At 43.8% G+C, this 14,408-nt stretch carries 8 protein-coding genes; 3 read left to right on the forward strand and 5 right to left on the reverse strand.

Going from position 1 to position 14,408, the window contains the following annotated elements; translation table 11 throughout:
• Nucleotides 1–48: 48 nt before the first annotated feature.
• The 4 genes from E5672_RS09495 to E5672_RS09510 all read right to left on the reverse strand — a co-directional run bounded on the left by E5672_RS09495 (nucleotide 49) and on the right by E5672_RS09510 (nucleotide 8,473).
• Nucleotides 49–3,075 (reverse strand): TonB-dependent receptor, encoded by a 3,027-nt coding sequence (locus E5672_RS09495; RefSeq protein ID WP_136781976.1) that lies wholly within the window; start codon nucleotides 3,073–3,075, stop codon nucleotides 49–51.
• An 84-nt stretch (nucleotides 3,076–3,159) separates the two neighbouring features.
• The gene (locus E5672_RS09500) at nucleotides 3,160–5,874 is read right to left on the reverse strand and encodes a poly(beta-D-mannuronate) lyase (RefSeq protein ID WP_136781977.1); all 2,715 of its coding nucleotides are present in this window, start codon (nucleotides 5,872–5,874) and stop codon (nucleotides 3,160–3,162) included.
• Between the two features lie 355 nt (nucleotides 5,875–6,229).
• The gene (locus tag E5672_RS09505; RefSeq protein WP_136781978.1) at nucleotides 6,230–7,543 is read right to left on the reverse strand and encodes an MFS transporter; all 1,314 of its coding nucleotides are present in this window, start codon (nucleotides 7,541–7,543) and stop codon (nucleotides 6,230–6,232) included.
• Nucleotides 7,544–7,594: 51 nt separating this feature from the next.
• Nucleotides 7,595–8,473, reverse strand: a complete 879-nt coding sequence (locus E5672_RS09510; RefSeq protein WP_136781979.1) for an NAD(P)-dependent oxidoreductase — start codon at nucleotides 8,471–8,473, stop codon at nucleotides 7,595–7,597.
• Between the two features lie 629 nt (nucleotides 8,474–9,102).
• On the opposite strand from E5672_RS09510, the gene E5672_RS09515 reads away from it, so the two are divergent.
• From E5672_RS09515 to prsR, 3 genes are all read left to right on the forward strand, one after another.
• A complete protein-coding gene (locus E5672_RS09515) occupies nucleotides 9,103–10,227 on the forward strand; it encodes a beta-ketoacyl-ACP synthase III (protein WP_136781980.1) in 1,125 nt (374 codons plus the stop codon).
• A 258-nt stretch (nucleotides 10,228–10,485) separates the two neighbouring features.
• Nucleotides 10,486–12,531, forward strand: a complete 2,046-nt coding sequence (gene prsK, locus E5672_RS09520) for an XrtA/PEP-CTERM system histidine kinase PrsK (protein WP_136781981.1) — start codon at nucleotides 10,486–10,488, stop codon at nucleotides 12,529–12,531.
• Nucleotides 12,532–12,613: 82 nt separating this feature from the next.
• A complete protein-coding gene (gene prsR / locus E5672_RS09525) occupies nucleotides 12,614–13,975 on the forward strand; it encodes a PEP-CTERM-box response regulator transcription factor (RefSeq protein ID WP_136781982.1) in 1,362 nt (453 codons plus the stop codon).
• Between the two features lie 114 nt (nucleotides 13,976–14,089).
• On the opposite strand, the gene E5672_RS09530 is transcribed toward prsR, so the two are convergent.
• Nucleotides 14,090–14,407, reverse strand: coding sequence for a GFA family protein (locus E5672_RS09530; RefSeq protein ID WP_136781983.1), 318 nt, complete (start codon nucleotides 14,405–14,407; stop codon nucleotides 14,090–14,092).
• Nucleotide 14,408: the final 1 nt, after the last annotated feature.

Genomic DNA, 14,408 nt, shown 5'->3' on the forward strand with positions numbered 1-14,408 from the left:
ACGCGATGCCTTACTTTTTAAGGCATTACTTATTATGGTTGGAAGTGCTTAGTACTTAACCGTTACGCCTGCAAATAAGCGTGGGCCATAGTCATTAACTTCGCCAAGGTTACCCTGTACGAAGTAGTCTTGAGATTTAGGTGCACTGAATAGGTTAATAGCTTCAACCTTAACGCGTACGTGGTCATTAACCTTGTACGATGCACGGGCTTCCCATACACCTACCTCATCTACGTAGCGAAGGCGGGTACCATTGCTTGTATAAGGCTGGAAGTACTCGCTTCTATATTTATAGATAAGTGCAGTATCTAGGTCGCCAATTTGGTAATAAACCTGACCGCTAAATACGTGCTCAGAGAAGCCTGGAACCGAACCCGGTGGCACAATACCCTGAGTTAATTGCGTTGTGCTGCCATCAAGTTCGGTAACAAAAGTATCGCCGTACAAACTGTCTTCGAATTCATAATCTGTGTCAGCATAGTTATAACCAAACTTCACACCGATACCGCTATCCCAACGATAGGCAACCGAGGTTTCTATACCAATGATGCTACTGCTATCATCTGTTGTTACAGAGTTGGTGATTGGTAGGGCATAGGTGTCGCCTTCAATCACAAAGTCTTCTAAGACAGTTTGTTGTTGGAAACCACCGTTAAACTGTTTGTAGTACACACCAAAAGCAAAGATTGAATCTTCATTTGGATACCATTCAATGGCCACGTCATAGTTCCAAGACATTAGCGGCTTAGTGCTAGGGTTACCTGAGCCGTTTACGCCAACAATTAGGTCTGAAATTGTCGTAGGAGCCACTTCGTCATCCGTTTGGAAGGTACGGCTGTAGCCCAAATCTGATGGATTAGCGCGAGACATGCCGCGGTAAATGCCAGCACGTAATAAAATGTCGTCACTATAATCCATTACGAAGTTAAAGCTTGGAAGTATCTCTGTGTAGCTACCGCCACCTTCAATGCGTTCAACTACCGAGTCATCTTCAACGAGCGTTAGCGTACCAAGCTCTCCTTCAATAACTTCAAATGAGTTTCTAAAGCCAATTGAAGTAACTTCAGTATTTACAACGCGAACACCAAAGTTACCGCGGACGAACTTACCCCACATTTCTGTGTCGTAATTTGCCATTAAATAACCAGCATAAGTACGTTCAGTAACGTCAATTGTTCCAGCGTTTTCATACTCAAGTTCTGGGTAAGCAAAATCATCACCATTCGACGCAGCAACGGCACGAGCGAAGCAGTTATTGTCATAAGTTGCCCATGAAGAACCAGTGCCGCTAGCTACTGTATTTCCGTCTGAATCAACGTGAGTGATGATATCACCGTCTGAAACAGACGATAGGAAATCACTTTCGGGAAAGTCAATCTGACAACCTTGCATAAGCGCAATCGCTTGGGCGATTTCTTCTTCATCAGTTGAGCCTTCAGTAGGAGAGAAGGTCCATTCAGTTCTAGAACCGTTACCCTGAGAACCGCCTAGCTGAACGAATGTCATTTCAGAGGCACGTAAGCCACCTTCGACGCTAACGAACACGTTGTGGTCAAGAATATAGCTAAAATCTACTTTAGCCGATTTAACTTCATTCTCGCGCGTGTTTTCTCTGTCTGCGCGGGTACGTAGGCTATCGTAGAAGTTAGTGATATCAGTCACATCAAAATTCTGTACCGTGAAATGAGGAATATTATCGCCCATATCCCACGAGAAAGATTGTCTATCTTCGGTGCGGGCACGGTTTGAAATTTGAAGCTCTTCACGCTCTGTTTTTGAGTAAGCAAGATCGAAACTTAGTGTTAAAGCGTCGGTAGCAAAATGCTCAACATTAATACCGAAACCTTGGTAAGTCTCGTCACGTGAAAACTGTTCGCCAGAACTTTCAATACGATCTTGTCCTTCCCAATGCAGAATACCGCCTACATCATTGGTTACTAACGTAGGTCCAGTTAAACCTGGAATCGCACGTTTTTGTAAAAAGATTAAGTCGTGTCTTGCTTCTTGTTGCAAGCGATTCGAGTACTGGAAGTCAGTGTTAATATCCCAAGCCGAGTTAGGCTGGAACTGAAGTGCTAAAAAGAACGCGTCTCGTTCATCAGATGTTTCGTTCTGACGATAGCTACGCGAGCTACCTGTCCACGCATAAGGTGAACCTGCACTAACCGCTTCACCAGTTTCTGGGTCGATTTCTGTGTTGTAACCTTGGTTTGAGCTACCGCTAACTTGGTCTTCACAGTCGCCAGCGCTGCTGCGGAAAAAGCCTTCGTTGGTGTTAGTAGGATCGTTCAAACATGCCCACAGTGACGAACCCGTTGGGCTAGAGCTTCGGTACTCGGCTTCAGGCTGTGTAATATCTTGACGCTGAGCACCAACAGAGATACCCAATGCAGAGCCGTTGCTAAATTCGAATTGATCAACATAGCTTATCGTTCCACGATAGCCTAAGTCGCTGTGAAGTGAATTATCTACATTGCCTTCGTCAGGGTTATAGTTGCCTTTAATTTCACCCTGAATACGCTGTTTACCATAGTCGAGCGGGGCAACAGTTTCTAAGGCGATAACACCAGCCACACCACCTTCAATCATAGAGGCGTCTTGAGTTTTATAAATAGCAATCTTCTTTACAAGTTCACTTGGAAACTGTGAGAAGTTAACAGAGCGGTCACCACTACCGTTAGTCGCCTCACGACCGTTAATGTGCGTAGCACTTAAGAACGGACCAAGACCACGAATAGTAATTTCGGTGGCACCACCATTTTCACGATGCGAAGCAGCACCCGTGATTGATTCTAGCGCTTCACCAATGGAAAGAGCTGGCAGATCGCCAATATCTTCAGCTGACAGACCGTCAACAACGGTAGTAGATTCACGTTTGATTGAAATCTGATCTTGTATGGTACGACGTGAACCAACAACGTCGATAACTTCTACGTCTTCAGCGGCGGCCTCCTCTTGCGCCTCTTGCGCTTGTAGTGAGAAAGCAGCAGTGCTGGCTACACCAGCGATAAATGCAGCTTTTACCCAACGCGCGGTTGGGTTTAGGGTAAAGGGTGTGCTTTTTTTCAACGACATTACAATTTCTCCGTTGTGTTATCGATGCACTAACGCCCCGAAGGGCGCTGTGACTTGATGTGTAGGGTAGTTGTGTTTTGTGTATTAATTATCCGCTGTCCATGTAGAGCCCGCGCCTACATCAGTAGACTGGATGTAGTAGAGGCCTTTAGCACCCGCTACAGATTGTGCTCCATTCGGGTCGGTTTCAATTAAACCATTGGTAGCAGTAACAAACTCTGGCACTTCCTTGCCATTGTCTGCTGGGTTTTGGTCGATAGCGCCATCGGTATCAAATTCGCCGTTACCATTAAGGTTGCGAATATCTACCCAAGACTCGTCTTCAACATCGCCTGACGCATAGCTATCGGTGAAGCCAAAGTTGTTAGAAAGTAGGGATTCCTCGTGATTGATAAGGTCACAGTCATACTCGAAGGCGTGGTCACTACTAATTGCTTCAGAATCAAATGCGAGTCCAAGCGTGCTTTCTTTACCTTCTTCGTTAAAGCCATTTGCAATAGCATTAGCATCGAAGTCGATTACAAAGAAGTTTTTGGTAAGACCATAAAGAATTGGCGCGTTATCTGCGGTTAACTCATCGCAATCACCCACTGGTGCTCTACTGCCAATCTCGGTACTGAATACGATAGGTTGTAGTGAGTTCAGTACTGTATTGTTAGTAACGGTTAGCGTTAGGTCACCGCTGCCGTCTAGCACAGCTTGATTACCTGCGTTAGGTACACCGCCGTCTGCTTGCGAAAATGGGTTAGCAGTAAACACTAAGCCGCCAGCTTCTTTATTTCCTGAACGAATACCTGCAATGTAGTTATTGGTTACCGTATGACCGAGAGGTGTCATCAATACACCACTTGGGCGGTCGTCTGAACCAGAAATATCGGTGGTTCTAATAATGATGTTGTCAGCAACGGTGTTAAACCCACCATCTTCTAAAGAAATACCACCATTAGCATCAATGATAGTGTTGCCCTGAATGGTCGCGCCTGAAGTTTGCACGCGCATTAGGCGACGGCCTGAAGTGAAGTTATCAATACGGTTGTACTGAACAACGAAGTTTGCGTCGTCTGCCGCATCTGAACCCGTGGTACTACCAACGTTAAGCAGTAACAGACTTGATTGGTTGAAGTTCGGGTTAACTGCGTCCTCAAACAAGTTGTACTGGATAGTATGATTTAGGCCCGATGAAGAAAGCTTGATCACTGAACCTTTAACCGCGTTGTTTCTATTGCGGAAGGTATTACGCTCAATCATTGCGCCTTCACCATTAATTACCAGCCAATGGTGGGTTTCTTCATTCAAGGTGGTTTGGTCACCATCCATTGTGTTTTCAGCAAATGTGAAGTTATTGCCTTCCGAATAAATAACTGCAGCGGCTTCGCTTTCACAGTAAGAATCTAATGCCGTATCAATGTTTTCAAAACGCATGCCTTTTATCGCAGCACCGTCTACCGTGCTTGCAATATTCACACATGCTTCACCAGAAATAACCGGGGTTTCGCCTTCCACTGCAGTCATGGTTACAGCACTGGTTAACAAAATTGGTGCTAGGTCAGCATAAACGTTGGTGTTTAGACCTAAGACATCGCCGTCGGCAAGGCCGCTATTAAGTGCACTTTCAAGACCGGCTTTATCGTTAACCACAGTAGTATAAACAATGGTATCAACAGCATCTGTTGCTGAACCTTCAAAACCGTCATTATCGGTGTAAGAGGCTTCCACCGAAATAATCGCGCCAGCGTTCGCACTCGGCGTGTAAGTGCTGCTGTTACTATCAGCAATGGCTACGCCATCAGCAAACCACGTGTATTCTACGTTTGCTTCGTCAAACCCGTTGTTGTCTGTCAGTGTTGCCGTTAAAACACCGTCTACCAAGTATGGAACTGTTCCCGTTATTTCAATTGAGCCAGCCTCGTCAACAGCTTGCTCATTAACAGGAATGGTAGGTTCTGAGGTAATAACTTCTTCAAAACCGTTATCATCAGTATAAGAGGCTTCTACCGTAATGACCTGGCCTACAAGGCTTGCTTCGACAAGGTAGCTACTTTGCGTCGCACCATCGATTGCTACGTCATCGCCAAACCATTGGTATGCAATGTCACCAGTAGCACCATCTTCATCACTAATTTCGGAAGTCAGTATATTGCCTACCGTGGGTGTACCAACAATCGTAACTTCACCTTCTGAGTTTACGCGGCCTACCGGATCTGTGGGTGCGGACACTGGCGCTTCATCGAAACCACGGTCATCGGTGAATGTTGCTGATACGGTAATAACCTTACCAAACTCATTTTCTGTAAGAGTAAGTGTTGATGTCACTTCATTTTCAATAGCGACATCATCTGCAAACCATGTGTAGACAATACTTTCAGGTTGAACACCATTGTCATCTGACACCACAGCAGTAAGCATACCGCCAACTACAACGTCACCAGAAATAGCGATAGTTGAGTCAAAGGCAATTGCCATTACATCGCTTGTCGGTTCGCTCACGTGAGACTCATTAATACCACCATCGTCAGTATAAGAACCTTGCACTGTAATAGCTGCGCCAATTTGATCGTCAGTTAGCGTAAAGCTTTCTCCGCTTGCATCCGCAATGAGCTGGTTATCCGCGTACCAAAAATAGCTCACTGTTGAAGAGATGCCGTCTGGATCGCTAACTGACGCCGTTAACGTTTCACCAGAAGTTGGCGTACCAGATAGTGTGATGCTGCCTAAAGTATTCGGGTTGTTATCAGAATCTACATCACATCCCGTAATGGCTGCGGCTATGGCGCAAAGTGCAAATGCTTTAATCTTCATGATGGCATCGTGCTCCGAGTTTAATTATAGGGTGGTAAAGTTATTATTTTGTTTTGGTGTTACCAATATGTGTATTTGTTTTTACCAAATTGGTAATAAGGCTAATAAAAACACAATTTATTAACATTTGCTAGCAAATTTACTAAATTTCTTAAAAATTAAGATGTTTAAAATTAGCCTTTTACAAGCAAGGGGGAAAATTGGTCAGATAGGATGGGGGACGAAGTACTTTTAGTCGTGTGAGTAGAAATGTTTTAGAACTGAGACGATGTAAGTTTCTATGCAAATTTTGACTAAGCTCCATGCGCAAAATGCGCTACCAGAAACCGTGTGGCTCTGGTAGCGCAGCAGTCTGCTATTGCTTAGGCTTAAGCATTTCTATTTTTGGAATAAGAAGCCAGATGGCTGCAATTGCAATAATCGCTAGCGATGCACCAATGACAAACGCTGGCGTATAATTACCATCGGCGGTAAGCCATGGCACTAAAGAGGTTAAACCTACAGCCCCTAGTTTCGCTGCCATACCTGAAAAACCTGATAGCGTGCCCACCGCTTTTTTGCCAAACAAATCACTGGGAAGGGTTTGTACATTGCCTATCGCTGTTTGGAAACCAAATAAGATGACAGCCATGATAAGTACCGCAACTGTAGGCGCTCCAGGGTTCGACATGGCAATAAGTGCAGGTAGCATAATTAAGCAACCCAAGGTGATAACCAGCTTCCTTGTCTTGTCCGTATTCCAGCCTGCTGCAATACGGTTTTGCGCTAGTAAACCACCGAACCATGCGCCAAGCATCGCACCCACGTAAGGTACCCAGCCGTATATGCCTATCTCGGTAACGTTCATGCCGTAAACTTCGTTAAGATAAATAGGGATCCAGAATACAAACAGCCACCAAATAGGGTCGATAGCTGCTGACGCAATAATTACCCCCCAGCTTTGCTTACGAGAAAGAAGCTCACCCGTTGAAGGGCTGTATTCTTCCGCTTCTTTGGTGTTACCACTTTCATCTTTTTCTTCACTCATGGTGCGCTGACCAGAGAGAATATAGTGCTTCTCTTCTTCAGTTATCCACGCGTGCATTGCTGGTGGAGCTTTAACAATAATCACCCAAGGCAATAGCCATAATAAACCAATGGCACCTACAATAATGAATACCGCTTGCCAGCTGAAATGCAGGGTTAAAAAACCAATAATGGGGAATGCGATAATGCCACCAATAGCTGCACCAGAATTAAATATACCTTGGGCTAGTGCACGTTCTTTGGTAGGAAACCACTCGGCATTACCCTTGGTCGCACCTGGCCAGTTGCCTGCCTCCGCAATTCCTAAAATTGATCTAAAGATACTGAAGCTCAGCATGCCTTGTGCAAAGGCATGCGCGATGGTGGCGAGGGACCAAACACCAATAGAGAGAACAAAACCAATTCGCGTTCCAATCCAGTCGAAAATCTTACCGAAAATCGCCTGACCAAACGCGTAAGAAAAAACAAACACGATGGAGATATTAGCGTAAATCTGTTTCCTTTCTAACGCTGATTCATCGGGAAACAAGTCTTCTACGATAGCAGGCCATAATACGCTTAAAGCTTGTCTATCGATGTAATTTATAATTGTTGCGAGAGCAATAAGTGTAATTACCCACCAACGTAGACCTTGAATTTTCACGGCATCACTTCTCTTTTAGGTTGTGTATAGTTTCGCCAGAGCGTTCGTTTATTACTTATTTAATTTCACGAAATAGTCGTAAATTTCAGGAACGTTGCCGTTACCCAAACCCGCGTCCAAAGCAGCTTGCAAATTAGCTGATGAACCTTCAGCAATTTTTGACTCAGTACCTAGGTCTTCTACCATTTTCAAAAAATAGCCTAAGTCTTTATTAGCGTTAGCGATAGAAAAGCCTAGGTCGCTATTATTGTCGACTGCATAGTTTTTGCAGAATTGCATAAATGGTGAGTTAGACGGACCTGCCGACATGATGTCGAAAAGTTGTTGGCGATCAACGCCGGCGCGCTCTGCTACCGCAAACGCTTGTGACATTGCACAAACCGTGGTCATACCCATAAAGTTATTAATCAGTTTGGTGGTGTGACCTGCGCCAAGCTGACCAAGATAGAAGACATTCTCACCTTGTTCATCAAGAACAGGTTTAACTTTTTCAAATGTTTCTTTGTCGCCAGAGGCCATGATATTAAGTAGGCCATCTTTCGCATGAGCTGGCGTACGACCTAGTGGTGCATCTATCATGCCTACACCCTTGGCTGCCAGGTCAGCGCCAATCTTTCTTGTTGAAGAAGGGATAGAGGTACCAAAATCAATAACTACAGCACCTTCTTTAAGTCCGGCCATAATACCGTCATCCGCGTACATCACAGATTCAACGATGTTTGATGTGGTTAAGCACAACATTACGATGTCTGAGCTTTCAGCCAACTCTTTGCCAGTGGTAGCGACCTTTGCTCCACGCTCGGTGCATTTTGCAACAGCTTCTGGATTTAAATCCATAACCGTAGTTGGAAAGCCTTTATTTAAAAGGTTTTCAACCATGTTGCCGCCCATTAGACCAAGCCCGATGAAACCAATTGATGGTTTAGACATTATCTTTTCCTCATAAGTAAATTTTCGAAGGTTAGATACAACCTTGTCACCATTGGTATCACCTAGTCTTTAACTGAATTACTGCCGAACAATCAGTGTTTCGTAATCTAGTGACTATTGTTATTACCAATTTCATATTTTAACCCTATTTCTATCTTGCCAATTTGTCAACCAATATCGAGGCTGAGGTCACCATTTTGTAAATGAAATGTAGAGGGATAATTTAAGATATTCTTTCTTAGTTTTTTGTTTAGTCAGTATTTTTGTTGTAAGTACTTGAAATTTATTTCTTTAATTGTTTTTGTTGGCGTGGGTTAGACTGGCGCAATTATGTCTTAAACCTATTTCATTTTAGTAAATGACTTTTATGGTACCAATCTCCTAGATGATGTTTTATTGGTCAAGTCAATTTAGGTCGAACGCATACTTGGCTGGCAAAGGTGACTTCGTTACATGCATCATAGTTACACCGCTGGAGGATTAAGGTAAGCTATAGCTCATCAAACGCGGTCGTATCTTCAATGAGAAATACGGCTAGGCTTAATTGCACTGGCACCATTGCGTCAAGGACACAAAGTGATGCAATGCTTCTGTAAGCCAGAGGTGTTAACAAATAGTAGAGAACGCTTATGTCTCAACAAGTAGTGATTAGTGGTGTGGGTGTATGGCACCCAGATGACAGTATTACCAACGAAGAATTGGTAGAGAGTTACAACGCTTATGCCGATGCGTTTAACGAAGAAAATAAAGCGCAAATCGAATCAGGTGATGTTTCTGCAATGCCTTACTCAAGTGCAGAATTTATCGAAAAAGCGTCTGGAATAAAAAGCCGGTACATTTATAAAAAAGAGGGTGCGCTAGATATCTCTCGAATGAAGCCAAAAATTGCGCCACGAGCAGATGACGAGCTTTCACACCAAGCTGAAATTGCGGTCGAAGCCGCTAAACTTGCACTTGCGTCAGCCAATGTAAGCGCTTCAGAGATTGATGCTGTCATAGTGTCTTGTGCCTATACTCAACGTGCATATCCAGCTATTGCTATCGAAGTACAAGAAGCGCTAAATATTGAAGGTTTCGGTTTTGATATGTTGGTAGCATGCTCAGCAGCTACGTTCGGTATGCACCGCGCGTATGAAATGCTTTGCGCTAAAAATGCCACTCGCGTACTGGTAATAAATCCAGAGTTAGTTTCGCCACAAATTAACTACGCAGACCGCGATAGCCATTTTATTTTCGGCGACGTAGCAACGGCAACCGTTTTAGAGCTTGCTGAAACAGCGAAGAGCGAACACGTTTACGATGTACTAAGTACTAAAGCGCTGACGAAATTCTCGAACAATATCCGTTCAAACTTTGGCTATATGACGCGCGCTGAAGATGTTGACCCGTATGGACCTGATAAGCTCTTTCATCAAGCTGGGCGCAAGGTTTTTAAAGAGGTATGCCCTTTAGCAGCAGCCCATATCGAAGCGCATTTAGCAAGCCACGACATTACGCCATCCGGTGTTAAGCGTTGGTGGCTGCATCAGGCAAATATCAACATGAATACTTTAATTTGCAAACGCCTGTTAGGGCGCGATGCAGATCGCACGGAAGCACCAATTGTATTGGACGAATACGCTAACACTGCCTCAGCGGGTTCCGTGATTGCTTTTGGTTTAAATCATGAAGACCTTGTTGCCGGAGATGTAGGCGTTCTTTGTTCGTTCGGTGCGGGATATTCGATTGGCTCGTTAGTCATACGTAAACGATAAACCTCGACGCGCAGGTTTTCCAAAATTATGTATGGAGCACAGGTTCTTATTGTTGATTAACACACTTACTTTGCTTTGCTAGGCTTCCACCTAAGTTGATAGCGCAAAAAAGGTCAAGGTCGTCATTGTAAGAACCCGTGCTCTGTTTAGAGCTTCGCAGCATTAAGAAGGACAGTGTAAAAACGGTAGTGTTCGTGCAGCGCGTTGTAAACGTTTAGGTTAGCGTCTCCTAAATAATAATAAAGGTGAGATAAAAGGATGATTTCAGATCTAGGCTATGGGTTAAACAGCCTGGCACACTTAGCCCTCTTATTGTTGTTGCTAACCGTCAGAAAGCCCGGAGTAGCGAAACACTTACTGGTGTTAGCTACAGCCGCTACATTGTTATGGTCGACAAGCTTAATCACCTCGTTCTTTGGCCCCATTTCTCTTCGCTGGCTACTTAGCGTTGACGTAGTAAAGCAGCTAGCTTGGCTGCTGTTTTTGGCCGCTTGTATTCAAACAAACTTCAGTAATATTGCCGCAGTATTAAAGCGCCCGATAACCCTTATCATTGTTGCTCCTGCACTTATTGCACTATTCACCCCTTACTTACTGGCAATAAACCCAGCGTGGAGTTTTCTTGTTCTCATTGTACTTTCTTTGGAAGTACTTGTGCTTCTAGAGGTTGTCTATCGTCAGGCAGGAAGAGAGCAGTGGGCATTTAAACCGCTTATTATCTATTTGGGTGCCACAAACCTATTTGAATTTGTAACCTACGCGAACGCTACTATGGTCAACCAGGTGGAGATAGGTTACATCGCAGCTCGGGGGTATATCTACTTCTTGCTAATGCCTTTACTGGTGATATCGATTCGACGTATTCATCACTGGGGCATTGATATATTCATTTCCCGTGATGTAGTTTTGCACAGCTCGCTCTTATTAGTAGCAGGTGGCTACCTTTTTGTAATGGCCGTTGTAGGTTATGCCATAAACTATATGGGCGGAAACTGGGGCGCTACCGTGCAAATTATCCTTGTGATGATGTCATTTGCCCTGTTGGCTACGGTGTTTTTGTCAAACGCTTTTCGTACCAAAATCAAAGTCTTTATCACTAAGCATTTCTTTGCTAACCAATTTGATTATCGCGTTGAATGGGTAAAATTAACCCAATGGCTTACTCGCACTGGCGATACTTCTTCCGATGTTTTTCATGCCGGTCTAACGGGTATGCTTAACGCGATCCAATATGAATCTGGCAAACTTTTTAAAGTGACGTCAAATGGCTATGAATGTGTAGCAGAAGCTTCACCGATTTCAGAATCGGCCGAGAAGGGCAGCGATAGTGCTACTTGCACTATTCTAGAGACCCTAGCGCAATATAGCGACAAAAACGGATGGATTATTGATACGGACGCTTATTTAGTTAAACCATTTGACTACGAAGGGTTAAAATTAGATCGCAATGCCTTAAAAGAGTGGGGATATCAACTTTTTGTCCCCTTCCTTAAAGACGGTGGTTTATGGGGATTTGCCGTGCTTGCGTCAGGTGATAAAGAAAAGATAAGCCTCAATTGGGAAGTAAAAGATTATCTCACTGCTGTTTCTGAGCAAGTAGGTACCTATATGCAGCACCATGAAGCTGCCCAAGTTGTTGCAGAAAATGCACAATTTGCTGCGTTCAATCGCATGTCTGCTTTTGTACTACATGACTTAAAAAATGTGCTTGCCCAAGTTGACCTTATTCTTGCTAACGCTCAACAACATAAACACAACCCAGAATTTATCGACGACACATTCGAAACTTTAGAGCACACTAAGTCAAGAATGGAAAAAATGCTCAAGCAACTAACCGATAAAAAAGCGGTAGAAGAAGGCGTGAACGCCGAGCTTTTGCTATCGGATATTGCGAAAGATGTGGTAAGTAAACGTTGTTCGGGATTAAGTCCTTTACCCAGAGTACATGTGCTTAAAGAGTCACCTGTGGTGGTAGATAGAGAAAAAGTGGCCAATGTTTTCTATCATTTAATTAGCAACGCACAGCAAGCAACGGATGATGATGGTGAAGTAGAAGTGGTTATTACTGCTAATTCCGACAATAATACTCAGCTTATCATGATAGAAGATACCGGTGTAGGAATGGATAAAACGTTTATTGAAACGCGCTTATTCAAACCTTTCGATACTACAAAGGGGAACGCGGGGATGGGAATTGGTGCCTACGACGCGAAAACCTACATCGAGTCTATCGGTGGCAAACTGACAGTGCAAAGTGAACCGGGACGTGGTAGCTGTTTTACACTGTATTTTCCGATAGGATAATATAGACAATTATAAAAAGTGGATGACCCAGTTGAAAATCCACACTCCTTGGACGGATGAAGTAGATTAATAGGATGATAAAATGACCGATACCATTTTGGTAGTAGATGATGATTTAGGCATTCAAAAACAGCTTAAATGGAGTCTTACGGATTACAATGTTGTTTTTGCTGACGATCATACCTCTGCCATTGCGCAGCTACGTCGTTTTGAGCCCAAGGTTGTGACGCTAGATTTAGGGCTTCCTCCAGACCCCGCTAATGCGTCAGAAGGGTTGCGAATTCTTCACGACATTATCGCGTTAGCGCCAAGAACCAAAGTGATTGTTGTTACCGGCAACAGTGATAAACAAAATGCCCTTAAAGCTATCGATTTTGGTGCTTACGATTTTTATCAAAAACCTATCGATTCGGATACCATCAAACTCCTTGTCCATCGCGCTTTGAACTTGTCGAAACTAGAGCACGAGAACAGTATTTTATCGCGCACTCGTTCAGGTATGTCGAGGATCGTCGGCAATAGCGAGGCTATCCAAAAAGTCGTGCGCCGAGCCGAGAAAATTGCCAATACGGATATCAGCACGTTACTGCTTGGTGAAAGTGGAACGGGTAAAGAAGTATTTGCACGCAGTATTCATGAACACAGCCCCAGAAAAGACAAACCATTTGTGGCGATTAACTGTGCATCAATACCAGAGAATTTATTAGAAAGTGAGTTATTTGGTTATGAAAAAGGGGCATTCACAGGCGCGAATAAAACTACAATAGGTAAGATTGAAACGGCGCAAGGCGGCACCCTGTTTCTTGATGAAATAGGGGACATGCCGATAGGTCTACAAGCTAAGATGCTCCGCTTCTTACAAGAAAGAGTGATAGAGCGCGTAGGCGGTCGTAATGAAATCCCTGTTGATATACGCGTTATCTGTGCGACTCACCGAGATTTGCAGTCAATGGTGTCGCAAGAAACTTTTAGAGAAGATTTATATTACCGAGTGGGTGAAATGCCTATTATGATCCCCCCTCTGCGGGAGAGGGATCAAGACATTATTTTGCTTGCTCGTACCTTTTTAAATATTTATCGCGAAGAATTTAAAGCCAAAGCCAAGAGCTTTTCAGAAACAGCAGTCAATGCCATGTTGGCTCACAAATGGCCGGGGAATATTCGCGAGATGCAAAACAAACTCAAGTCAGCAGTCATTATGGCTGAAGGTACGGTAATACAGCCTGATGACCTAGGGTTGATGCCAGTAGATGCCCATGATGAGCCTGAGACACTAAACTTGCGTGAAGTGCGAGAAATAGCTGAAAGCCGTGCCATACGAAGAGCTTATCAAAAAGCAGATAAAAACATGTCTAAAACGGCAGAGTTGCTAGGCGTAACACGGCCTACATTGTATTCGCTAATTGACAAGTATCATATGGAAGATATTAAAAGTAGCGATTAAAGGCGGGTTCACTTTACCTGTGAGTTGTGGGTAATTCAGAGGTAATGGTTTGCCCAAATTATTAAGCCCCTAGAAGTATTCAAGGGGCTTGTATAACACCTTTTACAAATGTGTTTAAAGTACGAACTGACAATGCGGCTCTGCTAGTGCGTCGTGACCAGTAAATGCGACTTCGAGCCTTACTTTATTGGGGCACAGCTCCACAAAAATGACGCTTCCGCATACATTACAGACATGATGGGTTTCACCATTAGCTTCATGTAACTCTGCTAAGGAAGAAGGTGCGCAGTCAACTACAAGCCTCTCTTTTTCAACTGTCATACTCAGTTTACTGGTATCGGTTTGAGTGAGCGTTTCATCGTCAGCTTCTAATTCATCAATATGTTCAATTTCATATTGAATGGCTTGACAGCTACAGCTTCCTCTATACATA

This window comes from Alteromonas portus, from assembly GCF_005117025.1.
GTDB classification, from domain to species: domain Bacteria; phylum Pseudomonadota; class Gammaproteobacteria; order Enterobacterales; family Alteromonadaceae; genus Alteromonas; species Alteromonas portus.